The 26,677-nt window shown below is 67.0% G+C and carries 31 protein-coding genes and 1 pseudogene; 9 read left to right on the top strand and 23 right to left on the bottom strand.

All coding sequences use genetic code 11. From position 1 onward, the window contains the following. Positions 1-56 precede the first annotated feature (56 nt). Together BUE42_RS03695 and BUE42_RS03690 are read left to right on the top strand one after the other, a co-directional pair. Positions 57-3,062: an FAD-binding and (Fe-S)-binding domain-containing protein gene (locus BUE42_RS03695; protein ID WP_073462858.1), complete on the top strand. Its 3,006-nt coding sequence runs from the start codon at positions 57-59 to the stop codon at positions 3,060-3,062. A gap of 113 nt (positions 3,063-3,175) precedes the next feature. Continuing rightward, positions 3,176-4,147 carry a tripartite tricarboxylate transporter substrate-binding protein gene (locus BUE42_RS03690; protein ID WP_073462856.1) on the top strand — a complete coding sequence of 324 codons (972 nt, stop codon included), beginning with the start codon at positions 3,176-3,178 and terminating at the stop codon, positions 4,145-4,147. A 6-nt stretch (positions 4,148-4,153) separates the two neighbouring features. Here the strand turns inward: BUE42_RS03690 and dtd are convergent, their stop codons facing one another. The 4 genes from dtd to tyrS are packed head-to-tail and all read right to left on the bottom strand — an operon-like array spanning position 4,154 to position 7,081. Further along, positions 4,154-4,597 (bottom strand): D-aminoacyl-tRNA deacylase, encoded by a 444-nt coding sequence (gene dtd, locus BUE42_RS03685; RefSeq protein WP_073462854.1) that lies wholly within the window; start codon positions 4,595-4,597, stop codon positions 4,154-4,156. Beyond that, the gene (locus BUE42_RS03680) at positions 4,594-5,493 is read right to left on the bottom strand and encodes a cation diffusion facilitator family transporter (RefSeq protein WP_235002070.1); all 900 of its coding nucleotides are present in this window, start codon (positions 5,491-5,493) and stop codon (positions 4,594-4,596) included. Before BUE42_RS03680 ends, dtd begins: the two co-directional genes overlap by 4 nt. Beyond that, the gene (locus tag BUE42_RS03675; protein ID WP_073462852.1) at positions 5,493-5,849 is read right to left on the bottom strand and encodes a DUF5329 family protein; all 357 of its coding nucleotides are present in this window, start codon (positions 5,847-5,849) and stop codon (positions 5,493-5,495) included. Before BUE42_RS03675 ends, BUE42_RS03680 begins: the two co-directional genes overlap by 1 nt. Before the next feature lie 5 nt (positions 5,850-5,854). Beyond that, positions 5,855-7,081 (bottom strand): tyrosine--tRNA ligase, encoded by a 1,227-nt coding sequence (tyrS, locus tag BUE42_RS03670; protein ID WP_073462850.1) that lies wholly within the window; start codon positions 7,079-7,081, stop codon positions 5,855-5,857. Positions 7,082-7,327: 246 nt separating this feature from the next. Here tyrS and BUE42_RS03665 point away from each other — a divergent pair, with 246 nt between their 5' ends. Both BUE42_RS03665 and BUE42_RS03660 read left to right on the top strand, forming a co-directional pair. Continuing rightward, a complete protein-coding gene (locus BUE42_RS03665) occupies positions 7,328-8,707 on the top strand; it encodes a M23 family metallopeptidase (RefSeq protein ID WP_073462847.1) in 1,380 nt (459 codons plus the stop codon). Positions 8,708-8,753: 46 nt separating this feature from the next. Then, complete coding sequence (locus BUE42_RS03660) at positions 8,754-9,878, top strand: anhydro-N-acetylmuramic acid kinase (protein ID WP_073462846.1); 1,125 nt, start codon at positions 8,754-8,756, stop codon at positions 9,876-9,878. A gap of 42 nt (positions 9,879-9,920) precedes the next feature. On the opposite strand, the gene erpA is transcribed toward BUE42_RS03660, so the two are convergent. The 5 genes from erpA to rplM form a co-directional block, all read right to left on the bottom strand. Continuing rightward, on the bottom strand, positions 9,921-10,298 hold the full coding sequence (gene erpA / locus BUE42_RS03655) for an iron-sulfur cluster insertion protein ErpA (RefSeq protein WP_073462845.1): 378 nt from the start codon (positions 10,296-10,298) through the stop codon (positions 9,921-9,923). A gap of 43 nt (positions 10,299-10,341) precedes the next feature. Further along, positions 10,342-10,770, bottom strand: coding sequence for a bactofilin family protein (locus tag BUE42_RS03650; RefSeq protein WP_073462843.1), 429 nt, complete (start codon positions 10,768-10,770; stop codon positions 10,342-10,344). Positions 10,771-10,868: 98 nt separating this feature from the next. After that, entirely contained in the window at positions 10,869-11,531 is a 663-nt protein-coding gene (locus tag BUE42_RS03645) for a DUF6776 family protein (protein ID WP_369822941.1), read from the bottom strand. Between the two features lie 225 nt (positions 11,532-11,756). Next, positions 11,757-12,149, bottom strand: a complete 393-nt coding sequence (gene rpsI, locus BUE42_RS03640; RefSeq protein WP_047506382.1) for a 30S ribosomal protein S9 — start codon at positions 12,147-12,149, stop codon at positions 11,757-11,759. Positions 12,150-12,158: 9 nt separating this feature from the next. Further along, positions 12,159-12,587 (bottom strand): 50S ribosomal protein L13, encoded by a 429-nt coding sequence (rplM, locus tag BUE42_RS03635; protein WP_073462839.1) that lies wholly within the window; start codon positions 12,585-12,587, stop codon positions 12,159-12,161. 290 nt (positions 12,588-12,877) lie between these two features. On the opposite strand from rplM, the gene BUE42_RS03630 reads away from it, so the two are divergent. The 3 genes from BUE42_RS03630 to BUE42_RS03620 all read left to right on the top strand — a co-directional run bounded on the left by BUE42_RS03630 (position 12,878) and on the right by BUE42_RS03620 (position 15,635). Beyond that, positions 12,878-13,588, top strand: coding sequence for a GNAT family N-acetyltransferase (locus BUE42_RS03630; RefSeq protein WP_073462837.1), 711 nt, complete (start codon positions 12,878-12,880; stop codon positions 13,586-13,588). Between the two features lie 158 nt (positions 13,589-13,746). Next, positions 13,747-14,562 (top strand): DUF2726 domain-containing protein, encoded by an 816-nt coding sequence (locus tag BUE42_RS03625; protein ID WP_073462835.1) that lies wholly within the window; start codon positions 13,747-13,749, stop codon positions 14,560-14,562. A 38-nt stretch (positions 14,563-14,600) separates the two neighbouring features. Further along, entirely contained in the window at positions 14,601-15,635 is a 1,035-nt protein-coding gene (locus BUE42_RS03620) for a serine/threonine protein kinase (RefSeq protein ID WP_073462833.1), read from the top strand. A 7-nt stretch (positions 15,636-15,642) separates the two neighbouring features. Here the strand turns inward: BUE42_RS03620 and htpG are convergent, their stop codons facing one another. Continuing rightward, on the bottom strand, positions 15,643-17,523 hold the full coding sequence (htpG, locus tag BUE42_RS03615; RefSeq protein WP_073462831.1) for a molecular chaperone HtpG: 1,881 nt from the start codon (positions 17,521-17,523) through the stop codon (positions 15,643-15,645). A gap of 217 nt (positions 17,524-17,740) precedes the next feature. Here htpG and BUE42_RS03610 point away from each other — a divergent pair, with 217 nt between their 5' ends. After that, positions 17,741-19,021 (top strand): cation:proton antiporter, encoded by a 1,281-nt coding sequence (locus tag BUE42_RS03610; RefSeq protein ID WP_073463373.1) that lies wholly within the window; start codon positions 17,741-17,743, stop codon positions 19,019-19,021. A 1-nt stretch (position 19,022) separates the two neighbouring features. Next, positions 19,023-20,135 (top strand): YbdK family carboxylate-amine ligase, encoded by a 1,113-nt coding sequence (locus BUE42_RS03605; protein WP_073462828.1) that lies wholly within the window; start codon positions 19,023-19,025, stop codon positions 20,133-20,135. Between the two features lie 6 nt (positions 20,136-20,141). On the opposite strand, the gene BUE42_RS03600 is transcribed toward BUE42_RS03605, so the two are convergent. From BUE42_RS03600 to tuf, 13 genes and pseudogenes are all read right to left on the bottom strand, one after another. Further along, complete coding sequence (locus tag BUE42_RS03600; RefSeq protein ID WP_073462826.1) at positions 20,142-20,648, bottom strand: peroxiredoxin; 507 nt, start codon at positions 20,646-20,648, stop codon at positions 20,142-20,144. A gap of 97 nt (positions 20,649-20,745) precedes the next feature. Continuing rightward, the gene (gene rpsQ / locus BUE42_RS03595) at positions 20,746-21,033 is read right to left on the bottom strand and encodes a 30S ribosomal protein S17 (RefSeq protein ID WP_073462824.1); all 288 of its coding nucleotides are present in this window, start codon (positions 21,031-21,033) and stop codon (positions 20,746-20,748) included. After that, positions 21,030-21,227, bottom strand: coding sequence for a 50S ribosomal protein L29 (rpmC, locus tag BUE42_RS03590; protein ID WP_047506370.1), 198 nt, complete (start codon positions 21,225-21,227; stop codon positions 21,030-21,032). Before rpmC ends, rpsQ begins: the two co-directional genes overlap by 4 nt. A 19-nt stretch (positions 21,228-21,246) precedes the next feature. Beyond that, entirely contained in the window at positions 21,247-21,663 is a 417-nt protein-coding gene (gene rplP, locus BUE42_RS03585; protein WP_047506369.1) for a 50S ribosomal protein L16, read from the bottom strand. Between the two features lie 11 nt (positions 21,664-21,674). Further along, positions 21,675-22,586, bottom strand: a complete 912-nt coding sequence (gene rpsC / locus BUE42_RS03580; RefSeq protein WP_073462822.1) for a 30S ribosomal protein S3 — start codon at positions 22,584-22,586, stop codon at positions 21,675-21,677. A 16-nt stretch (positions 22,587-22,602) separates the two neighbouring features. Next, positions 22,603-22,932: a 50S ribosomal protein L22 gene (rplV, locus tag BUE42_RS03575; RefSeq protein ID WP_073462820.1), complete on the bottom strand. Its 330-nt coding sequence runs from the start codon at positions 22,930-22,932 to the stop codon at positions 22,603-22,605. A gap of 11 nt (positions 22,933-22,943) precedes the next feature. After that, complete coding sequence (gene rpsS / locus BUE42_RS03570; RefSeq protein ID WP_073462818.1) at positions 22,944-23,222, bottom strand: 30S ribosomal protein S19; 279 nt, start codon at positions 23,220-23,222, stop codon at positions 22,944-22,946. Between the two features lie 9 nt (positions 23,223-23,231). Next, a complete protein-coding gene (gene rplB, locus BUE42_RS03565; RefSeq protein WP_056809653.1) occupies positions 23,232-24,056 on the bottom strand; it encodes a 50S ribosomal protein L2 in 825 nt (274 codons plus the stop codon). After that, a complete protein-coding gene (gene rplW / locus BUE42_RS03560; protein ID WP_047506361.1) occupies positions 24,056-24,370 on the bottom strand; it encodes a 50S ribosomal protein L23 in 315 nt (104 codons plus the stop codon). The genes rplB and rplW overlap by 1 nt, the downstream gene beginning before the upstream one ends. Beyond that, entirely contained in the window at positions 24,367-24,987 is a 621-nt protein-coding gene (rplD, locus tag BUE42_RS03555; protein ID WP_073462817.1) for a 50S ribosomal protein L4, read from the bottom strand. The genes rplW and rplD overlap by 4 nt, the downstream gene beginning before the upstream one ends. Then, positions 24,987-25,658 (bottom strand): 50S ribosomal protein L3, encoded by a 672-nt coding sequence (gene rplC, locus BUE42_RS03550; protein ID WP_073462815.1) that lies wholly within the window; start codon positions 25,656-25,658, stop codon positions 24,987-24,989. The genes rplD and rplC overlap by 1 nt, the downstream gene beginning before the upstream one ends. Before the next feature lie 248 nt (positions 25,659-25,906). Continuing rightward, positions 25,907-26,221 carry a 30S ribosomal protein S10 gene (gene rpsJ / locus BUE42_RS03545; RefSeq protein ID WP_047506357.1) on the bottom strand — a complete coding sequence of 105 codons (315 nt, stop codon included), beginning with the start codon at positions 26,219-26,221 and terminating at the stop codon, positions 25,907-25,909. A gap of 114 nt (positions 26,222-26,335) precedes the next feature. After that, positions 26,336-26,677, bottom strand: a pseudogene (gene tuf / locus BUE42_RS03540) (elongation factor Tu); the annotation flags it as partial.

The raw sequence follows: 26,677 nt of genomic DNA, 5'->3' as shown, positions 1-26,677 counted from the left end.
GGGCCGAGCGCCGGGCCGCTCCCAAGCCGGCCCGCATCCCCTCGGGGGATCGATCGATGTACTCGTCGAGCGAGGGGCTGTCATCCTTGCCCGAAGCGGCCGAGCTGGCACGGCGCCTCAGCGCCAACACGCAGGGCGAGACGCTGTTCGACATCGCGTCGCGCGGCCGCTATGCAACCGACGCGTCGATCTACCAGATCATGCCGGTCGGCGTGTTCGTGCCGCGCACCGCGCAGGACATCGGCATCGCGATCGACATCGCGCGCGACCTGAAGATTCCGCTGCTGCCGCGCGGCGGCGGCACCTCGCAATGCGGCCAGACCACCGGCGCGGCGCTGGTGATCGACACCAGCAAGCACTACCGCCGCGTGCTCGCGTTCGACCGCGACGCGATGACGGTGCAGGTCGAGCCCGGCATCGTGCTCGACCACCTGAACGCGTACCTGAAGCCGCACGGGCTGTGGTACCCGGTCGACGTGTCGACCAGCGCGCAGGCCACGCTGGGCGGCATGGCCGGCAACAACTCCTGCGGCTCGCGCAGCATCGCCTACGGCAACATGGTGCACAACGTGCTCGCGGCCGAGGCCTGGCTGAGCGACGGCAGCAACGTGCGCTTCGGCCGCGTCGACCAGCTGGGCGCAAAGGAGGCCGCGATCGCCGATTTCGTGCGCGATCTCGCGGCATCGCAGCGCGACGAGATCGACCTGCGCTGGCCGAAGGTGATGCGCCGCGTCGGCGGCTACAACCTCGACATCTTCCGGCCGCAGAGCGAGCGGCCCTACACCAGCGACGGCAGCGTCAACCTCGCGCACCTGCTGATCGGCGCCGAGGGCACGCTCGGCTTCACGCGCACGCTGACGCTGAAGCTCGCGCCGCTGCCGGGCCACAAGGTGCTCGGCGTCGTCAACTACCCGAGCTTCCATGCGGCGATGGATTCGGCGCAGCACATCGTGAAGCTCGGCCCGAGCGCGGTCGAGCTGGTCGACCGCACGATGATCGAGCTGTCGCGCGCGAACCCGGCCTTCCGCCCGACCATCGACGCGGCGCTGATCGGCGAGCCGCAGGCGATCCTGCTGGTGGAATTCAGCGGCGGCGACAAGGCGGTGCTGCTGAAGCAACTGAAGCAGCTGGTCGAGCTGATGGGCGAACTGAAGCTGCCCGGCAGCGTGGTCGAGATGCGCGACGAGGCACCGCAGAAGGCCTTGTGGGAGGTGCGCAAGGCTGGCTTGAACATCATGATGAGCCTGAAGGGCGACGGCAAGCCGGTCAGCTTCATCGAGGACTGCGCGGTGCCGCTGGAGCACCTGGCGGAGTACACCGACGCGCTGACCGAGGTGTTCCGCCGCCACGGCAGCAAGGGCACCTGGTATGCGCACGCCTCGGTCGGCACGCTGCACGTGCGGCCGATCCTCGACATGCGGCAAGGCGGCCCGGGCGGCGGCGCGCACAAGATGCGCTCGATCGCCGAGGAAGCGAGCGCGCTGGTGCGCAAGTTCAAGGGCGCCTACAGCGGCGAGCATGGCGACGGCCTGTGCCGCGGCGAGTGGATCGCGTGGCAGTTCGGGCCGCGCATCAACGAAGCCTTCCGCGCGATCAAGCAGCACCTCGACCCGATCAACCTGATGAACCCGGGCAAGATCATCGATCCGCCGAAGATGGACGATGCGAGCCTGTTCCGCTATGCGCCAGGCTACAAGACCATCGCGCTGAAGCCGGTGTTCGACTGGTCGGCGTGGAACGTGCAGAACGACCCGGCGACCGAAACCACCACCGCGCCCGGCACCGGCGGCGACGCGAGCGGCGGCTTCGCGAAGGCCGTCGAGATGTGCAACAACAACGGGCACTGCCGCAAGTTCGACGCCGGCACCATGTGCCCGAGCTACCGCGTCACGCGCGACGAGCAGCACCTGACGCGCGGCCGCGCGAACACGCTGCGGCTCGCGTTGTCGAACCAGCTTGGCGAACAGGGCTTCACGAGCGATGCGGTGCGCGACGCGATGGACCTGTGCGTCGGCTGCAAGGGCTGCAAGCGCGACTGCCCGACCGGCATCGACATGGCGAAGATGAAGCTCGAGTTCACCGCACACGACAAGGCGCGACACGGCCACACGCTGAAGGACCGGCTGATCGCGCACCTGCCCGCGTATGCGCGGCTCGCGAGCGCCGCGCCGTGGCTGTTCAACCTGCGCGAGACGCTGCCCGGCGCCAAGCGGCTGGCCGAGCGCTGGCTCGGGCTGTCGGCCCAACGCAGTCTGCCGCGCTTTCGCCGCGACACCTTCCGGCGCGTCGCGCCGCACATCGGCCTCGCCACGCGCGCCGACGTGCTGAAGGCCGACAAGCCGGTCGTGCTGTTCGTCGACACCTTCAACGGCAGCTTCGAGAGCGAGAACGCGACCGCCGCGGTGCGCGTGCTGCAGGCGGCCGGCTACACCGTGCATGCCGCGAGCCGCCCGGGCGCGGCGCTGTGCTGCGGGCGCACGTACCTCGCGGCCGGCATGCCGGAGCAGGCGAAGGCGAATGCGCGCGAGCTGCTGAAGGCACTGCTGCCGTTCGCGCAGCGCGGCATCGCCGTCGTCGGGCTGGAGCCGTCGTGCCTGCTGACGATGCGCGACGAGATGCTGGTGATGGGCCTGGGCGACGACGCGAAGACCTTGGCCGACCAGGCGCTGCTGCTCGAGGAGTTCCTCGCGCGCGAAGCCAAGGCGGGCCGCTTCGCGCCGCGCTTCAAGCCGGCGGCACAGGCGATGCGGGTGCACGGCCACTGCCACCAGAAGGCGTTCGGCGCGATCCAGCCGGTGCTCGACGTGCTGAAGCTGATTCCCGGCGCGCAGCCGACGCTGATCGAGAGTTCGTGCTGCGGCATGGCCGGCAGCTTCGGCTACGAGGCGAGCCACCACGAGGTGTCGATGCAGATGGCCGAGCTGAGCCTGCTGCCGGCGGTGCGCGAGGCGCCCGACGCGATCATCGTCGCCGACGGCACCAGCTGCAGGCACCAGATCGCCGACGGTGCGCAGCGCGAGGCCCTGCACGTCGCCCGGGTACTGGCCGATCACCTGGGCTGAATGGCCTTGCGTCGCCTCCGGGTTACGTAGTTTCCGCCATGCCGGTGCCTCGGCGCTTCCTTAAGCTCGGGTCTTCTGACTCACCGACACGCTCGCTCGAAAGGAACACGACCATGAAGAAACTCCTGCTGGCCGGCGCCGCACTGCTGACGGCGACCGCGGCACTGGCCGAGTACCCCGAGAAGCCGGTGACCATCGTCGTCCCGTTCTCCGCCGGCGGCCCGACCGACAAGGTCGCGCGCGACCTGGCCGAGGCGCTGCGCAAGCCGCTGGGCGGCCAGGTCATCATCATCGACAACGTCGGCGGTGCCGGCGGCACGCTGGGCGCGACCAAGGTCGCCAAGGCCTCGAACGACGGCTACACGCTGCTGCTGCACCACATCGGCATGAGCACCTCGCCCGCGCTGTACCGCAACATGCAGTACAAGACGCTGGAGGATTTCGAGTACCTCGGCATGATCAACGAAGTGCCGATGACGCTGATCGGCAAGCCCTCGCTGCCGGCCACCAACTACGCCGAGCTGACCAAGTGGCTCGATGCGAACAAGGGCAAGATCAACCTGGCGAACGCCGGGCTCGGATCGGCCTCGCACCTGTGCGGCCTGCTGTTCATGAGCACGACCAAGGTCGACATGACGACCGTGCCGTACAAGGGCACCGGCCCGGCGATGACCGACCTGCTCGGCGGCCAGGTCGACCTGATGTGCGACCAGACCACCAACACCACCAGCCAGATCGCCGGCGGCAAGGTGAAGGCGTACGCGGTGACCAGCACCAAGCGCCTGACGACGCCGGCGCTGGCCAAGCTGCCGACGCTCGACGAATCGGGGCTGAAGGGCTTCAACGTCAGCATCTGGCACGCGCTGTACGCGCCGAAGGGCACGCCGAAGGCCGTCACCGACAAGATCAACGCGGCGCTGAAGATCGCGCTGAAGGACCCCGACTTCATCCACCGCGAAGAAGGCCTGGGCGCCGTCGTGATGACCGACGCGCGCGTGAACGGCCCGGAGCACAAGAAGTTCGTCGAGGCCGAGATCAACAAGTGGGGCCCGATCATCAAGGCCGCCGGCCAGTACGCCGACTGAGTGGGTTCAGGCCCGCAACGTGATCGGGATGGTCACGGGGCCGTCGTTGACGAGGTGCACCTTCATGTCCGCCCCGAACTCGCCGCTGGCGACGTTCGGGTGCTGTGACCTCGCGGTGGCGAGCACCCGTTCATAGAGTTCACGCCCGAGCGCAGGCGGCGCCGCCGCGGTGAAGCTCGGCCGGTTGCCGCCCGAGGTGTCGGCCGCCAGCGTGAACTGGCTGACGATCAGCAGCCCGCCGCCGATGTCGGTGACGCTGCGGTTCATCTTGCCGTTCTCATCGCTGAAGATGCGCAGCTTCAGCAGTTTCGCGACCAGCTTGTCGGCGACCGCCGGCGTGTCGTCCGGTTCGGCGCACACCAGCACCAGCAGGCCGGCGTCGATCGCGCCGATCACCAGCCCGGCCACCTCGACGCGCGCCTGCGACACCCGCTGCGTGATGGAGATCATCGCGCCAGCCCGTCGGCGGACTGCGCCTCGACGTTCGTCGGCAGCAGCTGGATGGAAGCCCGCAAGCCCGGCACGTCGTGCATCAGCGCCTGCTCGACATCGGCGCGCAGCGCGGCCGCGCGGCCGAGCGTCCAGTCGGCCGGCACGTGCATGTGCATGTCGATGAAGCGCCGCTGCCCGGCGCGCCGGGTGACGACGTGGTCGAAGCGGATCGGGTGGGGGGCGAACTGCGCCAGCGTGCCGTCGATCTGTTCGCGGATCTCGGGCTCGACCGCGCTGTCCATCAGCCCCTCGATCGAGCGCCACGCGAGGTGACCGCCTTCGCGCAGGATGTTCAGCGCCACGCCGATCGCGAGCAGCGGATCGAGCCACAGCCAGCCGGTCAACTTGGCCAGCAGCAAGCCGGCGACGACACCGGCGGAGGTCCACACGTCGGTCATCAGGTGACGCGCGTCGGCCTCGAGCACGATCGAGCGGTGCTGCCGCGCGCCGGCCATCATCCACCACGCCAGCAGGCCGTTGATCGCCGAGCTGGCGACCGACAGCGTCAGACCCCAGCCGAGCGATTCGAGCGGCTGCGGGTGCGCGAAGCGCTGCGCCGCGGCCCAGATGATGCTCACCGCGGCCGCGGCGATCAGCATGCCTTCGAAGCCGCTCGAGAAGTACTCCGCCTTCGTGTGACCCGACGGATGGTCTTCGTCGGCCGGCCGGCGCGCGATGTTGACCATCAGCAGCGCGAACAGCGCCGAGGCCAGGTTGACCACCGATTCCATCGCGTCCGACAGCAGCCCGACCGAGCCGGTGACCCACCACGCCCAGGTCTTCAGCCCGATGGTCGCGAGCGCCGCGATCACCGACAGGCGCAGCAGTGCCTCGACACCCATCGGCGTGCCCATCAGCGGTCCATGCGCTTGAGTTCGTCGCCGAGGAACTGCGCCACGGGCAGGCTGCGACCGTCGGCGAAACGGATCTGGTAGGCCTGCCCGGTGGTGCTGGAGCGGCTCGCGATCTCGTCGATGAACTGCTGCGCGGTGGTGACGTGCTCGCCCATCTTGTCGAACTTGCCGCGCAGGAACTTCGCCGCATCGGCCGGCGAATAGGCGCCGCCGTTGCGGACGAATTTCAGGCCGGTCTGGCCCGCGACGAAGGCGATCAGCCGCTCGATGCGCGCCCGTTCGGCCTCGGACGGCGCAGCCTGCGCAGTCAACGCGAATGCAGCCGCCAGCAGGCCGAGGACGATCCGCCGCCGCATCGCGATCAGCCCAGCGTGACGCGCGCGAACTTGCGCTTGCCGACCTGCACGACGTAGGTGCCGGCGTTCAGCTTCAGGCCCTTGTCGCTGACCGCGTCGCCGTCGATGCGCACGCCACCGCCTTCGATCAGCCGCCCGGCCTCGCTGGTCGACGGCGCGAGGCCGGCCTGCTTCAGCAGCGCGGTGATGCCGAGCGGCGCGCCCGACAGCGCGAGTTCGTCGATCACATCGGGGATGCCGCCCTTCGCCCGGTTGTTGAAGTCGGCCTCGGCCGCCTCGGCCGCCGCCGCGCTGTGGAAGCGGGTGGTGATCTCCTTGGCAAGCAGCACCTTCGCGTCCTTCGGGTTGCGCCCGCCGTCGACGCCTGCCTTCAGCGCCGCGATCTCCGCCTCGGGCCGGAAGCTCAGCAGCGTGAAGTACTTCCACATCATCGTGTCGCTGATCGACAGGATCTTCGCGAACATGTCGTTCGGCGCGTCGGTGATGCCGATGTAGTTGTTCTTGCTCTTCGACATCTTGTCGACGCCGTCCAGCCCCTCGAGCAGCGGCATCGTCAGGATGCACTGCGGCTCCTGGCCGTATTCGCTCTGCAGCGCACGGCCCACCAGCAGGTTGAACTTCTGGTCGGTGCCGCCGAGCTCGAGGTCGCTCTTCAGCGCCACCGAGTCGTAGCCCTGCATCAGCGGGTACAGGAACTCGTGCACGCTGATCGGCGTGCCGGCCTTGAAGCGCTTCGTGAAATCGTCGCGCTCCATCATGCGGGCCACCGTGTAGCGCGACGCGAGCTGGATCATGCCGCGCGCGCCCAGCGGATCGCTCCACTCGGAGTTGTAGCGGATCTCGGTGCGGCTCTCGTCCAGCACCAGCGCCGCCTGGCGGTAGTAGGTCTGCGCGTTGGCCTCGATCTGCTCGCGCGTCAGCGGCGGGCGGGTGCTGTTGCGCCCCGACGGGTCGCCGATCATCGACGTGAAGTCGCCGATCAGGAAGATCACCGTGTGCCCCAGGTCCTGCAGCTGGCGCATCTTGTTCAGCACCACGGTGTGGCCGATGTGGATGTCGGGCGCGGTCGGGTCCAGGCCGAGCTTGATTCGCAGTGGCACGCCGGTTGCTTCAGAGCGTGCGAGCTTGTTCAGCCATTCGGCCTCGGGTAACAGCTCGTCACAGCCCCTCAATGACACCGCCAGCGCCTCGCGCGTGCGGTCGGTGATCGGAAAAGGCGGCTGGGCGGACATGGTTTTCGGGGCCGGTTGCAGAACGAACTTGTGGGGGTATTCCGGGATTAGCGCCAGAAACATTGGCGCGGAAGTCGGTGGCTATACTGCGCCGCTTCCGGGTGCCGGCCCCCTCCAGACACAGGGGCCCGCAAGCGACCGCGATTCTAGTGGACGCCTGCAGGCAGCAAGACAGACCAGAGCGCGGCGTCCGATGGCGGTGTGCTTGCAGACAGGGCTTCACCGCCCTTCACAGCAGTGAACTCGTTGGATTCTCTCGATCAAGCGCTGGCCTCGGCCGGCACCACCACCCAGCATTTCGTCCACCGCCATCCGCGCACGCTCGCCGGCACGGTGGTCGCGTTGCTGATGGGCGCCGGCGTCACCGCCTTCGCCATCGCGCCGATGGCCCCCGATGCGTCCGACCTGCCGCGCCGCGTGGTGACGGAAAGCGTCACCCCGGAAGACGTCGGATCGCAGCTCGAAGCGCTGGCCAGCCACGACTTGTCGCTCTACCGCAGCGACCTGACCCGCAACGCCGACACCGCCGACAGCCTGCTGCGCCGCGTGAACGTGACCGATGTCGCGGCAGCCACCTTCTTGCGCACCGACAAGACCGCCCGCCTGTTGCTCGAAGGCCGCGCCGGCAAGATGGTGCAGGTGCGCAGCGATGAATCGGGCCAGCTCGAGGAACTGGTCGCCCGTTTCCCGGCCGCCGATCCGGCGCAGTGGTCGACCCACTTCTCGCGACTCAGCGTGAAGCGCGTCGACGGCCGCTTCGAGGCCAGGGTCGAACTGGCACCGCTGGCCGCCCAGGTGCGGCTGGGCAGCGGCACGATCCGCAGCTCGCTGTTCGCCGCCACCGACGAATCGCGCATCCCCGACCCGGTGGCCGTGCAGGTCGCCGAGATCTTCTCGACCGACATCGACTTCCACCGCGAGCTGCGCAAGAACGACACCTTCAGCGTCGTCTACGAAGCGCTGACCGCCGACGGCGAAGTGATCACCTGGAACCAGGCCGCCGGCCGCGTGCTGGCCGCCGAGTTCGTCAACAACGGCCGCAGCTACTCGGCCGTGTGGTTCAAGGACCCGTCCGGCAAGGGCGGCTACTTCGGCTTCGACGGCCAGAGCAAGCGCCGTGCGTTCCTCGCGAGCCCGCTGGAGTTCTCGCGCGTGACCTCGGGCTTCTCGATGCGCTTCCACCCGATCCTGCAGAGCTGGCGCGCCCACCTGGGTGTGGACTACGGCGCACCGACCGGCACCTCGGTGCGCAGCGTCGGCGACGGCGTGGTCGATTTCGCCGGCTGGCAGAACGGCTACGGCAACGTCGTCAAGGTTCGCCACAGCAACGACCGCGAGACGGTCTACGCCCACCTGAGCCGCATCGACGTGAAGCGCGGCCAGCATGTCGAGCAGGGCATGCACATCGCCAACGTCGGCATGACCGGCTGGGCGACCGGGCCGCACCTGCACTTCGAGTTCAAGCTGAAGGGCCAGCAGCAGGATCCGCTGGTGGTCGCCAAGACCTCGGAAGCGATCGTGCTGACCGCGTCGGCGCAGCAGGAGCTGGCGAAGGTCACCGGCACCTGGCGCCAGCAGCTCAAGGGCGCCGAATCGCTCGCGAGCTACACCGGCGACGCCGAGTAAACCCGGCGGGCCTCGCAAGCCGGCGCCGCACGGCTACCATCGCGCGATGACCGAGCACCTCATCGCGGAACGCTACATCGGGTTGATGTCCGGCACCTCGCTGGACGGCGTGGACGGCGTGATCGCCGATTTCAGCGGCGCCCACATGAAGGTGCTGGCGCATGCCCACCTTCCTTTTGCCGCGCATGTGCGCGAGGCCTTCATGGCCTTGCAGCGCGCCGGCGACGACGAACTGAACCGCGCGGCCCACGCCGGGCACGCGCTGGTGCAGGTCTATGGCGGCGTCGTCAGCCTGCTGCTGGCGCAGACCGGCCTGAGCGCAGCCGACATCCGGGCCATCGGCGCACACGGGCAGACGGTGCGGCACCGACCGGGCGACGAGCTGCCGTACACCGTGCAGGTGAACGCGCCGGCCGCGCTGGCCGAGCTGGCGGGCATCGACGTCGTCGCGGATTTCCGCAGCCGCGACATCGCCGCCGGTGGCCAAGGCGCGCCGCTGGTGCCGGCCTTCCATCGCGCGGTGTTCGGCCTGGTCGACCGCGCCGGTGCCGTGCTCAACATCGGCGGCATCAGCAACCTGACCGCCTGGTCGGCGCACGACGGGCACACGATCGGCTTCGATTGCGGCCCCGGCAACGCGCTGATGGACCACTGGTGCCAGCGCCACTGCCACCGCCCCTTCGATGCCGGCGGCGCCTGGGCGGCCTCGGGGCGCGTCGAGGCCAGCCTGCTGACGTCGATGCGCGCCGATCCGTATTTCGCGCTGACACCGCCGAAGAGCACCGGCCGCGACCTGTTCAACCCGGAGTGGCTGGACGATCAGCTGTCGCGCGTCGGCCATGCACTGCGCCCGGAAGACGTGCAGGCCACGCTGTGCGAGCTGACGGCCCAGGCCTGCGCCGATTCGGTCGACCGCCATGCCGCTGCGGCGCCGGAGGTGGTGGTGTGCGGCGGCGGCGCCTTCAACGATCAGCTGATGGGCCGCTTGGCCGCGCTGCTGCCGCGCCGCAAGGTGGTCCGCAGCGATGACCGCGGCCTGCCGGCCAGCGAGGTCGAGGCGGCCGCGTTTGCGTGGCTGGCGCGGGCGCATGTGCGGCGCGAACCGGGCAACCTGGTGTCGGTCACCGGGGCGCGCGGCCCGCGGGTGCTGGGCGCGCTGTATCCGAAATGAAGAAGGCCGCTCGAAAGCGGCCTGGTGCGGGAGCCCGAAGGCTCAGACCGAAAAGCTGGATCCGCAACCGCAGGTCGTCGTCGCGTTCGGGTTCTTGATCACGAACTGCGCGCCTTCGAGGTCGTCCTTGTAATCGATCTCGGCGCCGGCCAGGTACTGCAGGCTCATCGCGTCGATCAGCAGCGTGACGCCGTTCTTGCTCATCTGCGTGTCGTCGTCGTTGACGATTTCATCGAAGGTGAAGCCGTACTGGAAGCCGGAGCAACCGCCGCCTTGCACGAAAACCCGCAGCTTCAGCTCGGGATTGCCTTCTTCATCGACCAGTTCCTTGACCTTGCTCGCGGCGCTGTCGGTGAAGACCAGCGGCACCGGCGGCTCACTGGAATCAAGGCTCTGGATGTTCTCTGCAACTGCGCTCATGGGGTATTCCTTGGGAGACGAACAGACCGATTATCCGTCGGGCTCACGCCGCTTGTGCCGTTGTGGGATTGATTGCCGGCCCCGAATTCGCGGTGGCGAGCTTCAAAGGGGCTTTTTCATCGGCCTTCAGCGGGTGAAGTTCGCCGTCGATCCGGGCGCCCTGGTGCATTTCGAGCGATTCGTAGCGCACGTCGCCGACGATGCTGGCCTTGGGCTGCAATTCGAGCAGCTGATCTGACAGAACGGGGCCGATCACGGTGCCGTTGATGATCACGTGGCCGGCCTTGACCTTGCCGATCACCTTGGCTTTCTCGCTGATCACGAGAATGCTGTAGGCCTCGCTGCTGGCGATCACGTCGCCCTGCACTTCGCCGTCGATGCGCAGGCCGTCGGCAAAGCGCAATTCGCCGGTGATCACGGTGCCCTCGCCGATCAGGGTGCGGATGGGAGGCTGCTTGGTTTTGCCGAACATGGTGGTTGCTCCAACGTGATCCAACGAGGGGTGCCGTCTGTGTGGCTCTTGCCAGGGTCTTGCGGCGGGTGCGCTCAGTGCTTCTTCGGAGGCTGGCTTCAGAGCTTGAGCATCTGCGTCGCCCTGACAGCGCCGCGGCTGTCGATGACCTTGACCTGCACGGTTTTTACCACGGCCTGCAGCGGGTGATCGATCATTCCTTCGAGACGGAGGTACTGCTTCACGGCCAGCGGCAGGCCCCCGTTGGGCATCGACATCGACCAGGGTTTGCCGTCGAGCAGGCCGGTCAGCACGATGTCGTAGCGACCGGTGAATTCCGGGGCCGACTTGCCCATCTGCATCACCAGCAATTGGTAACGAAGTTGTCCCGGCGCCTTGGCCTCAGCCTGCAGCGCGCGCACCGTCAGGGCCTCGGTGGTGCCGGCCGGCAGCAAGCGCTCGAAGAAGCCGAGATCGGCCTTCAAGGCCATGTTCTCGGACTCGAGCTGCTTGAGCTGCTGGGCGAGCTTGTCCTGCGCCACCTTCTCGGTGCGCAGCAGGCTGCCGGCGGTGTTGGCGATCGACTGCGCGCCTTCGCGTTCGGCGCGCAGTTGCGCGACCTCGACCCGCAACTGCCCCAGCTCGGCCTTGGCATCGCGGTCCAGGCCGGCGATGTCCTTGCCGAACTCGAAGGCCCACAACGCCAGCGCTGCGGAGAAGCCGAACACCAGGGCCACGAGCGCCCAGCGCAACGGCCACGGCAGGTGGCTTCTGACGATCATGCGCGGGGCGCTGATGGACATGCGACGACGAAGCAGTTTCCAGCGCATGGGGTCAGGAGAAGAGGAAGTGAAGGGCTCGTGCTGCGGAGCCCGGCGCCCCTGTTCGAGCTAGGGATTGTAGAAGCGGCCGCCCGCGTGCTTGTTTCCAAACCTTGCCGGAACCGCGACCCCAAAAGCAAAAGGGCCGCTCGAAAGCGGCCCCTTCTTGCAACGCGTGAGCGTCGATCAGCGCTTGCTGAACTGCTTCCTGCGGCGAGCACCGTGCAGGCCGACCTTCTTGCGCTCGACTTCACGCGCATCGCGCGTCACGAAGCCAGCGTGCTTGAGGGCGGGCTTGAGCGTCTCGTCGTAGTCGATCAGCGCGCGGGTGATGCCGTGGCGCACCGCACCGGCTTGACCCGACTCACCACCGCCGTGCACGTTGACCTTGACGTCGAACGCGCCGTCGTTGGAGGTCAGCACCAGAGGCTGCTTGACCACCATGATCGACGTCTGGCGACCGAAATACTCGTCGACGGTCTTGCCGTTGACGACGATCTGGCCGGTGCCCTTCTTGATGAAGACGCGAGCCACCGACGACTTGCGGCGGCCGGTTCCGTAGTTCCAATTTCCGATCATCACCGCTCCTTAGATTTCCAGCACTTTGGGCTGCTGGGCGGTGTGGGGGTGGGAACCACCGGCATACACCTTCAGCTTCTTGACCATCGCGTAACCCAACGGCCCCTTGGGGAGCATGCCCTTGACAGCCTTTTCCAGCGCGCGGCCGGGGTGCTTGGCTTGCATGTCCTTGAAGGTCGTGGCGTGGATACCGCCCGGGTGGCCTGAGTGACGGTAGTAGATCTTGTCGGTGGCCTTGTTGCCCGTGACGCGGATCTTGTCTGCGTTGACGACGACGATGAAATCTCCGGTGTCGACGTGAGGCGTGTAAATGGCCTTGTGCTTGCCGCGCAAACGGAGTGCCACTTCGCTGGCAACACGTCCGAGCACCTTGTCGGTGGCGTCAATCACAAACCACTCGTGCGTCACTTCGGCCGGCTTGGCGCTGAAGGTCTTCATGAGGTTCTTTCAATGAGCCGGTCGCGACATGCGACCAGCGGTTTACGGCCTGACTTCCTTCGCTGCGATCGGTGCTGCTTGTTCGGGCAGCCTCTCAGGCAGGATGGCGTCGCGGTGCGCCTGGTGGACGCGCCATCCCGTGGTTTTGCACGGTTCTCTCCGGGCCATGACGGAAAAGCCTTCTAGTGTAGCGGATCACGATCGGAACTGGCTAGGGGGCTCGCTTGCTTCGCCTCGTTCGCAAGAGGAGGTCTGAACTGGTACATTAGGGTTTCTACTAAGACCACTCCATGAGCAGCATCGCCACCTCTCCCGAACGTTCGTCGCCTCTCGCGTCGAACCCTGGCGGTGCGCCCGAGTCATCGCGTTTCAGCTGGGTGCCGATCCGATCGATGTCCGAGCGCCATCGGGAGCGCATCTCGATGCACTTGCTTTCGTTGAACGAAAGTGATCGCTATCTTCGATTCGGCTATCCGGCCACCGATGCGCAGATCGAGCGCTACGTCGCATCGCTGAATTTCGAGCGCGACGAGCTGTTCGGCATTTTCAATCGGCGCCTCCAGTTGATCGCGCTGGCCCACCTCGCCTACGCGCCGGTCAGCCGGCCGGAAGACGCGGCGATGGCGGAGTTCGGTGTGTCGGTGGCCAGCCACGCACGCGGCCGCGGCTATGGCGCCCGGCTCTTCGAACGCGCCGTGTTGCAGGCGCGCAACCGCGGCTGTGATCGCCTGTTTATCCATGCGCTCAGCGAGAACACCGCGATGCTGAAGATCGCCCGCCGCGCCGGCGCGTTGGTCGAGCGCGACGGCTCCGAATCGGAAGCCTGGCTGAAGTTGCCGCCCGACAGCCTCGCGTCGCAGATGGGCCAGCTGGTCGAGCGCCATGCCGCCGAGCTGAATTACCAGTTCAAGCGCCACACCCAGCGCATCGGCAGCCTGCTCGACACCGTCACGGAAGTGAAGGCCCACGTGAGCGGCACGCGACGCGTCGCATCGGAATGAGCGAAGAAACGCGTTTTCAGACACAAATCTGACAACTGTACGGCCCCGATGTGGGGGATGCGTCCCCGCAGCCCGGCCGCTAGGATGCCTTCGGTTCGTCGCTCGACGGGTGCCTTCGGCCCCGGTCCGATGGACCCTATCGAGTCTGTGCCCTGATCATGCAAGTCCTGCCCTGGATCGCCGCATTGGCAGTCACCACGCTGCTGGCCCTCGCGCTCCTCGTGCTGCTGTGGCGCGGTCGCAAGCCGCCACAACCCAAGCCGCTGCCGACCGAGTGGGCGCTCACCGCCCGCCCCGTCTTCAGCACCGATGAGCGCCGCATCTACCGCTTGCTGCGCGAGGCGTTGCCGCACCACATCGTGCTGTCGAAACTTCCGCTGGTGCGCTTTTGCCAGCCGAACGATCCGGCCGAGGTCCGTTTCTGGTTCGACCTGCTCGGCTCCAACCATGTGACCTTCGCGGTCTGCAGCGCGAACGGCCGCGTGCTCGCCGCCATCGACCTCGATGTCGAACGCGGCGGTTCGCGCCGGCTGCAGCAGATCAAGCAATCGGTGCTGGCCGCCTGCCGCGTGCGCTACCTGCGCTGCTCGACCGAGCACCTGCCGTCGATCGCCGAACTGCAGCTGCTCGTGCCGCACAGCGGTGCCGCCTCGCGCGCGCCGCAACCCGCGCCGACCCACACGCTGCACGAGGCGCGCGACACGCTGTCGACCACCGTCGCGACCAAGCGGGCCGAGCGCACCGCGCTGTGGAGCGATTCGACGCTGTTCCAGGATTCGTTCTTCTCGCCCGACAGCCGGCTCGATGCCTTCTCGAGCAGCGAGTTCTCCGGGCTCACCGACCGCAGCGGCAAGCCCGCCGCGCGCCAGGGCCCGGCGTTCGCGACCACCAACCCGGGCGACAGCACGCTGGGCGACGAGGTCGGCGGCGTCGTGGTCGATCCGCCGCACTACGCGTCGAGCACGCGGCATTGATTCGCGGCGGCGGCGCGGCTGCCGCTTACGATGCGGGCATGTCATCCGCCTCGCCGATTGAAACCCCCTACGCCGGCCTCACGCCGGAAGTCGTCCTCGACGCCCTCGATTCGGTCGGCCTGCGCGGCGACGGCCGGCTGATCCAGCTGAATTCCTACGAGAACCGCGTCTTCCAGGTGTTCCTCGAAGACAAGCGCGTCGTGGTCGCGAAGTTCTATCGCCCCGGCCGCTGGAGCGACGAGCAGATCCTCGAGGAGCACGCGTTCGCGAACGAACTCGCCGAGGCCGAGATCCCCATCGTCAACCCGTGGTCGCTGACCAGCGAGCAGAGCGGCATCACCTCGACGCTGTGCCGCTTCACCGGCGGCGCCGACCCGCACCGCTTCGCGATCACCGAGCGCCGCTCGGGCCGCGCGCCCGAGCTGGAAGATGAGGCCACGATGGAGTGGATCGGCCGCTTCGTCGGCCGCATGCACCTGGTCGGCGCGAAGTCGGCCTTCGCGCACCGGCTGACGCTCGACATCGCGACCTACGGCCAGGGCCCGCTCGACTGGCTGCTCGCCGGCGACATCATCCCGCCCGACGCGAAGCCCGGCTGGGAGCGCGCGGCCCGCGACGCGCTGGCCGAGATCGCCGCCTGCTTCGAGGCCGTCGGCAGCATGCGAACGATCCGCCTGCATGGCGACTGCCACGCCGGCAACGTGCTGTGGACCGACGCCGGCCCGCATTTCGTCGACCTCGACGATGCCTTGTCCGGCCCGGCCGTGCAGGACCTGTGGATGCTGCTGTCGGGCGAGCGCAGCGTCGCGACCCGCCAGCTGCATGCGCTGTTGAGCGGCTACGAGGACTTCATGGAGTTCGACTGGCGCGAACTGCGCCTGATCGAAGCCTTCCGCACGCTGCGCATGATCCACTACAGCGCCTGGCTCGCGCGGCGCTGGAACGACCCGGCCTTCCCGATCGCGTTCCCGTGGTTCGGCGCCCCGGTCTACTGGACCGACCAGGCGGTGCGCCTGCGCGAGCAGATCGCGACGCTGCGGGAGCCGCCGGCCTTCGGCGGCCCCGCGTACTGAGCCTGGATCAGGCCGTCAGCAGCGCCGTGACGCGGCGCACATACGCCGCCGGGTCCTCGAGCTGACCGCCTTCGGCCAGCACGGCCTGGTCGAACAGGATGTTCGCGAGTTCGTCGAACTGCGCGCTGTTCTCGAGCCGCTTCACCAGCGCGTGTTCGACGTTCACCTCGAGCACCGGGTTCGTCTTCGGCGCGCTCTGGCCGGACTGCTTCAGCAGGCGCGCGAGGTGCCCGCTGATGTCGCCCTCCTCGACGACCAGGCAGGCCGGCGAATCGACCAGGCGCGAGGTCGCGCGCACGTCCTTCGCACGGTCCTTCAGCGCCTCCTTCAGGCGATCGAGCACCGGCTGGAACGCGGTCGCGACCTCTTCGGCCTGCTTCTTCTCGGCCTCGTCCTGCAGCTTGCCGAGGTCGACCGAGCCCTTCGCGACGCTCTGCAGCGACTTGCCCTCGACCTCGTACAGGTGGCTCAGCAGCCACTCGTCGACGCGGTCGACCAGCAACAGCACCTCGATGCCCTTCTTGCGGAAGATCTCGAGCTGCGGGCTGCTCTTGGCACCGGCCAGGGTGTCGGCCGTGATGTAGTAGATCGCGTCCTGGCCTTCCTTCATGCGGCCGAGGTAGTCGGCGAACGAGACGCCTTCATCGGCATGCGTCGACGCAAAGCGCAGCAGCTTGGTCAGCCTCTCCTGGTTCGCGTGGTCCTCGCCGACGCCTTCCTTCAGCACCGCGCCGAAGTCCTTCCAGAAGGCGGCGTACTTCGCACGCTCGGCCGCGTCCTCGCTGTCGGCCAGCGACTCGAGCATGCCCAGCACGCGCTTGGTCGAACCCTCGCGGATGGCCTTCACGTCGCGGCTTTCCTGCAGCAGCTCGCGCGAGACGTTCAGCGGCAGGTCCGCGCTGTCGATCACGCCCTTCACGAAGCGCAGGTAGACCGGCATCAGCGCCTCGGCGTCGTCCATGATGAAGACGCGCTTCACGTAGAGCTTCACGCCGCCGCGCTTGTCGCGGTTCCACAGGTCGAACGGCGCCTTCGCCGGCACGTACAGCAGCTGCGTGTATTCGCTGCGGCCTTCGACGCGGTTGTGCGTGAACGCGAGCGGCGCCTCCGTGTCGTAGCTGATCTGCTTGTAGAACTCGGTGTACTGCTCCGGCGTGATGTCGCTCTTGCTGCGCGTCCAGAGTGCCGCGGCCTTGTTGACCGGCGCCCACTCGTCCTGGACGACCTGCTCCTGCTTGTCGGCGTCCCACTCCTCTTTCTGCATCAGGATCGGCAGCGAGATGTGGTCGGAGTACTTGCTGATGATGGAGCGCAGCTTCCAGGCCGTGAGGAACTCTTCTTCGCCCTCGCGCAGGTGCAGGGTCACCGAGGTGCCGCGCTGCGTCCGCGTGATCGTCTCGACCTCGAAATCGCCACTGCCCTCGGAACTCCAGCGCACGCCCTGCTCGGCCGGCACGCCCGCGCGGCGCGACTCGACGGTGATGCGGTCGGCGACGATGAAGCCGCTGTAGAAGCCGACGCCGAACTGGCCGATCAGCTGCGCGTCTTTCTTCTGGTCGCCTTCGAGCTTGCTCATGAACTCGCGCGTGCCGCTCTTCGCGATGGTGCCGAGGTTGGCCACCGCCTCGTCGGCCGACAGCCCGATGCCGTTGTCGGTGATCGTCAGCGTCTTGGCGGCCTTGTCGAATGCGATGCGCACCTCGAGGTTCGGCGCGTCTTCGTACAGCCCGGCGTTGTTCAGGGCCTCGAAGCGCAGCTTGTCGCAGGCGTCCGACGCGTTCGAGACCAGCTCGCGAAGAAAGATCTCCTTGTTGGAGTACAGCGAATGCGTAACGAGGTGCAGGATCTGCTTGACCTCGGCCTGGAAGGAAAGTGTTTGCTTGTCCATGGTCTTGCTGAAGCTGAAATAGGGTTGAAGACGTGCGTTGAGAGCGAACGTCCGAGGGCGAGTTTGTAGGCGCTGTCTGACACAAGTTTGCGCCGCGCAGGCGCTGCACCTGAGGTCGGATACGGTTACCTTCAAGGCCCCCGAAGTTTCCACCATCCTTGCGGCGATCCGGGCGACCGTCGCGTCTTTCGCTTGCCGCCTGCCGATGCCCCTGCCGATGTCCCTGTCCTCCACGCTCGAGAACTGGTTCGCCCCCTCCGCCGCCACCGCCTCCTGGACGCTCGACAGGTTGCGCGGGATCGACCCGGTGCTGGGCTTCGCGATCGTGATGGTCGTCGCCGTGGTGCTGGGCGAGATCCTGAGGCGGCGCTTCCGGCTGCCTCGGCTGTGCGGCCACATGCTGACCGGCGCGCTGGCCAGCCCGCTGGCGCTGCGGCTGCTGGAGCGCACCGACCTCGATCCGGTCAAGCCGCTGATCGACCTGGCCATCGGCGTGCTGGTGTTCGAACTCGGCAGCCGGATCCGGCCGCGCTGGCTGATCGACAACCCCTGGCTCGCGCTGACCTGCGTGCTGGAGGGCGTGCTGTCGGGCCTGGCGGTCTACGTCGGGCTGCTGGCCTTCGATGCGCCGTCGATCTCGGCCGCGCTGGCCGGTGCGGTCGCGATGTCGACCTCGCCGGTCATCGTGCTGGCGCTGGTGCACCAGATGCGGCCGCGCGGCCAGGTCACCGAGCGCCTGCTGATGATGTCCGCCATCAACAGCGTGCTCGCGGTGGTGGCGCTGAAGGCCTGGGGCGTGCTCGCCGCGAGCGGTGGCATCACCGTGGAGCCCGGGCTGGAGCCGGCCATCACCAGCGCGCTGCTGGTGGTCAGCGGCTCCTTCCTGCTCGGCGTCGCGGCCGGCTGGGTGCTGACGCAACTCACGAAGCAGGTGCGCGGCCTGACCACCGCGCCGGTGCTGCAGATCGCGCTGGTCATCATCGCGGCGATGCTGGCGGCCCAGTGGCGCTTGTCGCCGCTGCTGGCGCTGCTGGTGGCCGGCATGGTGGCGCGCTCGCGGATGGCGCACGGCCTGACCGTCGAGCCGCAGCTCGGCACGGCCGGCGCCACGCTCAGCGTGATGCTGTTCATCTGCCTGGGCATGCTGTTCACGCTGGACGGCTTCTCGACGCTGTGGCCGTGGGTGCTCGTGATCATCGTGGCGCGGCTGATCGGCAAGGGCATCGCGATCGCCGTGCTGACCCGGCCCAGCGGCCTCGGCTGGCGTCAGGCCGGCGCGCTGACCATCGCGCTGCAGCCGATGAGCAGCCTCGCGGTGCTGCTCACCGCCGACACCTTCGGCTGGCCGTCGCAGCTGCCCGGCGCCAACGGTGGCGTGCTGCAGGCGCTGCTGATCTCGACCACGCTGCTGCAGTTCATCGGCCCGCTGCTGGCCGAGCGCGCCGTGCGCGACCTGGCGCAGGAGTGCGCGCCCGTCACGAACAAGAAGGTCCCCTGACATGGCACTCGCCGAATTCACCACCTCCGACCCGCTGACGCTGGGTGTCGAGCTGGAACTGCAACTCGTCAGCACGCACGACTTCGACCTGGCACCGCAAGCCGAGGACCTGCTGCGCGTGCTCGCGAAGCACACCGGTGCCTGGGACGTGAAGCCCGAGATCACGCGCAGCATGATCGAGATCGGCACCTCGATCCAGCGCGAGCACAGCGGGCTGGTCGCCGAACTGCACGACCTGCGCGGCCAGTTGTCGCAGGCGGCGCGCAAGCTGAACATCGGCATCGCCGGCGGCGGCACGCATGCGTACCAGCACTGGAGCGACCAGCAGATCTTCCCCACCGAGCGCTTCCACTACATCAGCGAGCTGTACGGCTACCTCGCGAAGCAGTTCACCGTGTTCGGCCAGCACGTGCACGTGGGTTGCGAGGATGGCGACACGGCGTTGTGGCTGCTGCATGCGCTGTCGCGCTACGTGCCGCACTTCATCGCGCTGAGCGCGTCGTCGCCGTTCGTTCAGGGCGTCGACACCGGTTTCGATTCGGCGCGCCTGAACTCGGTGTTTGCGTTCCCGCTGTCCGGGCGCGCGCCGTTCGTGACCACCTGGGACGACTTCGGGCTGTACTTCGACAAGATGACCAGCACCGGCGTCGTGCAGTCGATGAAGGACTTCTACTGGGACATCCGCCCGAAGCCCGAGTTCGGCACCATCGAGCTGCGTGTGTGCGACACGCCGCTCGATGTCGACAAGGCCGCGGCGCTCGCCTGCTACCTGCAGGCGATCTGCCGCTACCTGCGCGAGGAGCGGCCGTTCGAGCCGTCGGAAGACGACTACCTCGTCTACACCTTCAACCGCTTCCAGGCCTGCCGCTTCGGGCTCGACGGCGAGATCGTCGACCCGCAGACCAAGCAGCGCGAGAAGCTGCGCGACAACATCGTGCGCACGCTCGCGCGGGTCGACGAGCATGCGCTCGACCTGCGCTCGCTCGACGCGAGCAACCTGATCCGCGACAGCCTGCGGCACGGCAACGACGCGCAGTGGCTGCGTGGGCTGCGCGCCACCGGCGAGCCGCTGTCGTCGGTGGTGCACAGCGCCACCGAGCGCTGGATGGCGTAGCCCGGATCAGCCCTTCGCCTGCGCCAGGATCGTCTCGGCGTTGCTGACCTCGAACTTGCCCGGCGCCTCGATGTTCAGCGTCTTGACGACACCGTTGTCGACCAGCATCGAGTAGCGCTGCGAGCGCACGCCCATGCCGCGGGCGACCAGGTCCAGCGTCAGGCCGGTGGCCTGCGTGAACGTGCCGCTGCCGTCGGCCATCATGCGCACCTTGCCCTGGGTGTGCTGGTCGCGCCCCCAGGCGCCCATCACGAACGCGTCGTTGACCGACACGCACCAGATCTCGTCGACGCCGGCGGCCTTCAGCGCCTCGGCGTTCTTCACGTAGCCCGGCACGTGCTGGGCCGAGCAGGTCGGCGTGAAGGCGCCAGGCAGCGCGAAGATCGCGATCTTCTTGCCGGCGGTTTCCTTCTCGACGTCGAAGGTGTTCGGGCCCAGGCTGCAGCCATTGCCTTCGACCTCGATGAATTCCTGCAGCGAGCCTGCGGGCAGCTTGTCACCAACTTTGAGCATCTCGATCTCCAAATGAAAAAACGGCCGGACGCCAGTATCCCAGCGTTCCGACCGTCTTCGGGGTGCCTTCTGACGAAGGCCCCAGGGTCAACTCAAATCAGACTTCGCGAGCCTTCTCGACCAGGCGCGTGACCACCCAAGACTTGGTCTTGGAGATCGGACGGCCTTCGGCGATCTCGACCACGTCGCCCAGCTTGTACTCGCCCTTTTCGTCATGGGCGTGGTACTTGCTCGACTTCCCGACGATCTTGCCGTACAGCTCGTGCTTGGTGCGGCGTTCGATCAACACGGTGACGGTCTTGGCGCGCTTGTCGCTGACGACCTTGCCCACCAGCGTGCGGGTGTTCTTCTGCGGCGCTTCGGTCGTGGTTTGCGTGGTGCTCATTTGGCAGCCCTCTTCTTCTCGGCCAGGACGGTCTTCGCACGCGCGATGTCGCGGCGGGTGTTGCCCAGCGTCGAGTGATTGGTCAGTTGCTGAGTCGCCTTCTGCATGCGCAGACCGAAGTGGGCCTTCAGCAGGTCAGCCACTTCCTTTTCAAGGCCGGCGACGTCCTTGGTGCGGAGTTCAGATGCTTTCATGTGGTTCTCCAGTCAGGCCTCAAGAGCCGACCTGACGCGACACGAAGGTGGTGCTCAGCGGCAGCTTGGCCGAAGCCAGCTTGAACGCTTCGCGGGCCAGCTCTTCGGGCACACCGTTGAGTTCGTAGAGCACCTTGCCGGGCTGGATTTCAGCGACGTAGTACTCCGGATTGCCCTTGCCGTTGCCCATGCGGACTTCGGCAGGCTTTTGCGAGATCGGCTTGTCCGGGAAAATGCGGATGAAGATCCGGCCGCCACGCTTGATGTGACGCGAGATCGCACGACGTGCGGCCTCGATCTGGCGCGCGGTCAGGCGACCACGCTCCGTGGCCTTCAGGCCGAAATCACCGAACGACACGTTCGCGCCACGGGTGGCGACGCCGGTGTTGCGGCCCTTCTGCTCTTTGCGGTATTTCCGCCGAGACGGTTGCATCATGCTAGTTCTCCTTAGGCCTTGCCCGAGCCGGTGGCGTCGGGGGCCTTGCGCACGCGCTTGGCTGCGCTGGTCGGCGCGTCGGTGGCGGGAGCACCCGTCGCCTCGGCCGGCTTGTCGCTGCCTTCAACCGGGGCACCGCCTTGGCGGGGTGCACGGTCTCCGCCGCGATCGCCACCACGGTCACCGGCACCGCCACCCGGGCGGCCACGGCCAGCCGGAGCGCCGGGGCGCGTGTTGCGACGCGGACGGCGATCGTCTTCAGGCACCTCGGCCTTCAGTTGCGGCACTTCGCCATTGGCGAGGCGGTCGCCACGGTAGACCCAGCACTTCACGCCGATGATGCCGTAGGTCGTCTTGGCTTCGGAGAAGCCATAGTCGATGTCGGCCTTCAGGGTGTGAAGCGGCACGCGGCCTTCGCGGTACCACTCGCAACGTGCGATTTCAATGCCATTCAGGCGACCCGACGACATGATCTTGATGCCCTGGGCGCCCAGGCGCATCGCGTTCTGCATCGCGCGCTTCATGGCGCGGCGGAACATGATGCGCTTCTCGAGCTGCTGGGTGATGCTGTCGGCGATCAGCTGTGCATCGATTTCGGGCTTGCGCACTTCTTCGATGTTGACCGCGACCGGCACGCCCATGCGGCGCGTCAGTTCGGCCTTCAGCTTCTCGATGTCCTCGCCCTTCTTGCCGATCACCACGCCCGGACGAGCCGAGAAAATGGTGACGCGGGCGCTCTTGGCGGGGCGCTCGATCAGGATGCGCGAGACGGCGGCGCTCTTCAGGCGGATCTTCAGGAAGTCGCGGACCCTCAGGTCTTCGGCCAGCATCGTCGCGAAATTCGCGTTCGATGCGTACCAGCGCGAAGCCCAGTTGCGGGTGACCGGCAGCCGGAAACCGGTCGGATGGATTTTCTGTCCCATGGTTTTCCTTCTGCGCTCAGTTGCCCACGGTCACGAAGATGTGACACGTCGGCTTGCTGATGCGGTTGCCGCGGCCCTTGGCCCGTGCGGAAAAGCGCTTGAGGGTGGCGGCTTGCTCGACGAAGATCGTCTTGACCTTGAGCTCGTCGATGTCGGCACCGTCGTTGTGCTCGGCGTTGGCGATTGCCGACTCCAGAGCCTTCTTGATGATGCCGGCGGCCTTCTTGGGCGTGAAGCTCAGGATGTTCAGCGCCAGGTCGACCTTCTTGCCGCGGATCAGGTCGGCCACCAGCCGGCCCTTGTCGGCAGAGAGGCGGACGCCGCGAACGATTGAACGGGTTTCCATCGTCGTCATCCTTACTTCTTGTTGGCCTTCTTGTCGGCCGGGTGGCCCTTGAACGTGCGGGTCAGCGCAAATTCACCGAGCTTGTGGCCGACCATCTGGTCGGTGATGTACACGGGCACGTGCTGCTTGCCGTTGTGCACCGCGATCGTCACGCCGATGAAGTCCGGGAGGATCGTCGAGCGACGCGACCAGGTCTTGATGGGCTTCTTGTCCTTGATGGCAACGGCCTTCTCGACCTTGGCCATCAGGTGGTGGTCGACGAACGGACCTTTTTTGAGCGAACGGGTCATGGCAGCCCCTTACTTCTTGCGACGCGAGACGATGAACGTCTGCGTGCGCTTGTTGTTGCGAGTGCGGTAGCCCTTGGTCATCGTGTTCCACGGCGACACAGGCACCTGGCCCTCGCCGGTACGACCTTCACCACCACCGTGCGGGTGATCCACCGGGTTCATCGCGACACCGCGAACCGTCGGACGGATGCCCTTCCAGCGACGCGCACCGGCCTTGCCGTACTGGCGCAGGTTGTGCTCTTCGTTGGACACTTCACCGATCGTCGCGCGGCAGTCGATGTGGATGCGGCGCACTTCACCGGAGCGCAGGCGCAGCTGGGCGTAGGTGCCTTCGCGTGCCAGCAGCGTCACCGAGGTGCCGGCCGAGCGTGCGATCTGTGCACCCTTGCCCGGCAGCAGTTCGACGCAATGGACCGTCGAGCCCACCGGGATGTTGCGGATCGGCAGCGTGTTGCCGGCCTTGATCGGCGCTTCAGCGCCGCTCAGCACGGTGGCACCGACATCGAGGCCACGCGGGGCGATGATGTAGCGGCGCTCGCCGTCGGCGTAGCACACCAGCGCGATGTGCGCCGTGCGGTTCGGGTCGTACTCGATGCGTTCGACCTTCGCCGGAATGCCGTCCTTGTTGCGCACGAAGTCGACCACGCGGTAGTGGTGCTTGTGACCACCGCCCTTGTGGCGCATCGTGATGTGGCCGTTGTTGTTGCGACCCGCATTCTGCATTTGCGGTTCGAGCAACGAGGCTTCCGGACGACCCTTGTAGAGGTGGCTGTGAACCACCTTCACGACGGCACGGCGGCCGGGCGACGTCGGTTTGACTTTGATGACGGCCATTACGCGGCCTCCCCGGAGAAGTTGAGCTCCTGGCCAGCCTTCAGCGACACATACGCCTTCTTGACGTGGTCGCGGCGGCCGATGGAACGGCCGAAGCGCTTGACCTTGCCCTTTTGAATGACGGTCTGCACCGACTCGACCTCGACCTTGAACAGCAGTTCGACTGCTGCCTTGATCTCGGGCTTGGTGGCATCGCGCAGCACCTTGAACAGCACCTGGTTGTGCTTCTCGGCAGCGGACGTGGCTTTTTCGCTCACGATCGGCGCCACCAGCACCTGGGCCAGGCGGCCCTCGTCATGCTTGGTCGTGCTCATCCCAGCATCTCCTTGAGTTGCTCGATCGCACCCTTGGTCACCAGGATCTTCTTGAAGAAGACCAGGGACAGGGGATCGGCGTAACGCGGCTCGACCACCATCACGTTGGCGAGGTTGCGCGCGGCGAGCAGCAGGTTGTCGTCGACCTGGTCGGCGATCACCAGCACCGAGTCGAGGCCCATGGCCTTGAACTTGGCGGCGAGCTGCTTGGTCTTCGGCGAGTCGACGGTGATCGAATCGACCACCGCGACACGGCCTTCACGGGCCAGCTGCGAGAAGATGGCGGCCATACCGGCCCGGTACATCTTCTTGTTGACCTTGTGCGTGAAGTTCTCGTCCGGGCTGTTCGGGAAAATCCGGCCGCCTCCGCGCCACAGCGGCGACGAGGTCATGCCGGCACGGGCGCGGCCCGTTCCCTTTTGGCGCCACGGCTTCTTCGTCGAGTGCTTCACGACGGCGCGGTCCTTCTGGGCGCGCGTGCCTTGGCGGGCGTTGGCCTGGAACGCGACGACGACCTGGTGGACCAGGGCTTCGTTGTAGTCACGGGCGAACACGGTGTCAGGTGCGTCGACCTTGGAGGTCGCCTGGCCTTGATCGTTGAGGAGCTCGAGTTGCATCAGTGGGCTCCCTTCTTGGCTTTCACCTTGACGCCGGGACGCACGACCACATGGCCGTTCTTCGCGCCCGGCACCGCGCCGCGGACCAGCAGCAGCTGGCGAGCTTCGTCGATGCGGACGATGTCGAGGTTCTGGACGGTCTTGGTGACGTCGCCCATCTGGCCGGACATCTTCTTGCCCGGGAACACGCGACCCGGATCCTGCGCCATCGAGATCGAGCCCGGCACGTTGTGCGAACGGCTGTTGCCGTGCGACGCGCGCTGCGACTTGAAGTTGTGGCGCTTGATGGTGCCCGTGAAGCCCTTGCCGATGGAGGTGCCTTGCACGTCCACGAGCTGGCCCACGGCAAACGTCGTCACCGGCACCTGCGCGCCGGGCTTGAAGCCTGCGACGACGTCGGCGGTGACGCGGAATTCCTTCAGGACGACACCGGCTTCGACCCCTGCTTTCGCAAAGTGGCCGGCTGCCGGCTTGATGACGCGCGATGCTTTGCGCGCGCCGAACGCCACTTGAATGGCGTTGTAGCCGTCGGTGGCTTCGGTCTTGACCTGGACGACACGGTTGTTCGACACATCGAGCACCGTCACAGGAACGGCATCGCCGTCGTCCGTGAAGATGCGCATCATGCCCACCTTGCGGCCCAGCAAACCGACTTGTTCGCTAAGACTCATGAATATTCTCCAGCCCCCGCACCACCCCCAACAACTGGGAGCGCTTGGAAGCCTTTGTTTGACATGCCCGACATCGATTGGCCGGACTGACTTGGTGGCGTCTTGCTCCTGGGAACAAGCGCCGAACCGGCCCGCGAGGGCCGGCTACTTCTTCAGTAGCCAACCTCGAAAGGCCGGCTACTGCGGAAAGCCTGCGATTCTAGCCAGCTGCGGCCAAAGCCGCAACCACTTCCTCGCAGGCGCTCCGATTACTGCAGCTTGATCTCGACGTCGACGCCAGCCGGCAGGTCGAGCTTCATCAGCGCGTCCACGGTCTTGTCGGTCGGGTCGACGATGTCCATCAGGCGTTGATGGGTGCGGATCTCGAACTGGTCGCGCGAGGTCTTGTTGACGTGCGGCGAGCGCAGGATGTCGAAGCGCTGCATGCGGGTCGGCAGGGGCACCGGGCCCTTGACGATCGCGCCGGTGCGCTTCGCGGTGTCAACGATCTCGAGCGCCGATTGGTCGATCAGCTTGTAGTCAAACGCCTTCAGGCGAATGCGGATCTTTTGCTTGGTGGCCATGGCAGTTTCCTGAAAAGAGCATGCGGTCCTCGCGGACCGCGAAATCGATGGAGGGAGAGAGTGGCCGGCCCGCGCGATGCCGAAGCAGCACGCCAGCCGACCGATGACTCCACCTTATTCGAGGATCTTGGCGACGACGCCGGCGCCGACGGTGCGACCACCTTCACGGATGGCGAAGCGCAGGCCTTCTTCCATCGCGATCGGGTTGATCAGCTTCACCGTGATGCTCACGTTGTCGCCAGGCATCACCATTTCCTTGTCCTTCGGCAGCTCCACCGCGCCGGTCACGTCCGTCGTGCGGAAGTAGAACTGCGGGCGGTAGTTGTTGAAGAACGGCGTGTGGCGGCCGCCTTCTTCCTTGCTCAGCACGTACACCTCGGCGGTGAAGTGCGTGTGCGGCTTGATGCTGCCCGGCTTGCACAGCACTTGGCCGCGCTGCACGTCTTCGCGCTTGGT

The organism is Rhizobacter sp. OV335, assembly GCF_900142965.1.
Taxonomy (GTDB): Bacteria; Pseudomonadota; Gammaproteobacteria; order Burkholderiales; family Burkholderiaceae_C; genus Rhizobacter.
This window is presented reverse-complemented; position numbering and strand designations above follow the sequence as displayed.

Coding starts and splice junctions, on each gene's coding strand:
- BUE42_RS03695 (WP_073462858.1), top strand. CDS start 57: ATGTACTCGTCGAGCGAGGGGCTGTCATCCTTGCCCGAAGCGGCCGAG.
- BUE42_RS03690 (WP_073462856.1), top strand. CDS start 3,176: ATGAAGAAACTCCTGCTGGCCGGCGCCGCACTGCTGACGGCGACCGCG.
- dtd (WP_073462854.1), bottom strand. CDS start 4,597: ATGATCTCCATCACGCAGCGGGTGTCGCAGGCGCGCGTCGAGGTGGCC.
- BUE42_RS03680 (WP_235002070.1), bottom strand. CDS start 5,493: ATGGGCACGCCGATGGGTGTCGAGGCACTGCTGCGCCTGTCGGTGATC.
- BUE42_RS03675 (WP_073462852.1), bottom strand. CDS start 5,849: ATGCGGCGGCGGATCGTCCTCGGCCTGCTGGCGGCTGCATTCGCGTTG.
- tyrS (WP_073462850.1), bottom strand. CDS start 7,081: ATGTCCGCCCAGCCGCCTTTTCCGATCACCGACCGCACGCGCGAGGCG.
- BUE42_RS03660 (WP_073462846.1), top strand. CDS start 8,754: ATGACCGAGCACCTCATCGCGGAACGCTACATCGGGTTGATGTCCGGC.
- erpA (WP_073462845.1), bottom strand. CDS start 10,298: ATGAGCGCAGTTGCAGAGAACATCCAGAGCCTTGATTCCAGTGAGCCG.
- BUE42_RS03650 (WP_073462843.1), bottom strand. CDS start 10,770: ATGTTCGGCAAAACCAAGCAGCCTCCCATCCGCACCCTGATCGGCGAG.
- BUE42_RS03645 (WP_369822941.1), bottom strand. CDS start 11,531: ATGATCGTCAGAAGCCACCTGCCGTGGCCGTTGCGCTGGGCGCTCGTG.
- rpsI (WP_047506382.1), bottom strand. CDS start 12,149: ATGATCGGAAATTGGAACTACGGAACCGGCCGCCGCAAGTCGTCGGTG.
- rplM (WP_073462839.1), bottom strand. CDS start 12,587: ATGAAGACCTTCAGCGCCAAGCCGGCCGAAGTGACGCACGAGTGGTTT.
- BUE42_RS03630 (WP_073462837.1), top strand. CDS start 12,878: ATGAGCAGCATCGCCACCTCTCCCGAACGTTCGTCGCCTCTCGCGTCG.
- BUE42_RS03625 (WP_073462835.1), top strand. CDS start 13,747: ATGCAAGTCCTGCCCTGGATCGCCGCATTGGCAGTCACCACGCTGCTG.
- BUE42_RS03620 (WP_073462833.1), top strand. CDS start 14,601: ATGTCATCCGCCTCGCCGATTGAAACCCCCTACGCCGGCCTCACGCCG.
- htpG (WP_073462831.1), bottom strand. CDS start 17,523: ATGGACAAGCAAACACTTTCCTTCCAGGCCGAGGTCAAGCAGATCCTG.
- BUE42_RS03610 (WP_073463373.1), top strand. CDS start 17,741: ATGTCCCTGTCCTCCACGCTCGAGAACTGGTTCGCCCCCTCCGCCGCC.
- BUE42_RS03605 (WP_073462828.1), top strand. CDS start 19,023: ATGGCACTCGCCGAATTCACCACCTCCGACCCGCTGACGCTGGGTGTC.
- BUE42_RS03600 (WP_073462826.1), bottom strand. CDS start 20,648: ATGCTCAAAGTTGGTGACAAGCTGCCCGCAGGCTCGCTGCAGGAATTC.
- rpsQ (WP_073462824.1), bottom strand. CDS start 21,033: ATGAGCACCACGCAAACCACGACCGAAGCGCCGCAGAAGAACACCCGC.
- rpmC (WP_047506370.1), bottom strand. CDS start 21,227: ATGAAAGCATCTGAACTCCGCACCAAGGACGTCGCCGGCCTTGAAAAG.
- rplP (WP_047506369.1), bottom strand. CDS start 21,663: ATGATGCAACCGTCTCGGCGGAAATACCGCAAAGAGCAGAAGGGCCGC.
- rpsC (WP_073462822.1), bottom strand. CDS start 22,586: ATGGGACAGAAAATCCATCCGACCGGTTTCCGGCTGCCGGTCACCCGC.
- rplV (WP_073462820.1), bottom strand. CDS start 22,932: ATGGAAACCCGTTCAATCGTTCGCGGCGTCCGCCTCTCTGCCGACAAG.
- rpsS (WP_073462818.1), bottom strand. CDS start 23,222: ATGACCCGTTCGCTCAAAAAAGGTCCGTTCGTCGACCACCACCTGATG.
- rplB (WP_056809653.1), bottom strand. CDS start 24,056: ATGGCCGTCATCAAAGTCAAACCGACGTCGCCCGGCCGCCGTGCCGTC.
- rplW (WP_047506361.1), bottom strand. CDS start 24,370: ATGAGCACGACCAAGCATGACGAGGGCCGCCTGGCCCAGGTGCTGGTG.
- rplD (WP_073462817.1), bottom strand. CDS start 24,987: ATGCAACTCGAGCTCCTCAACGATCAAGGCCAGGCGACCTCCAAGGTC.
- rplC (WP_073462815.1), bottom strand. CDS start 25,658: ATGAGTCTTAGCGAACAAGTCGGTTTGCTGGGCCGCAAGGTGGGCATG.
- rpsJ (WP_047506357.1), bottom strand. CDS start 26,221: ATGGCCACCAAGCAAAAGATCCGCATTCGCCTGAAGGCGTTTGACTAC.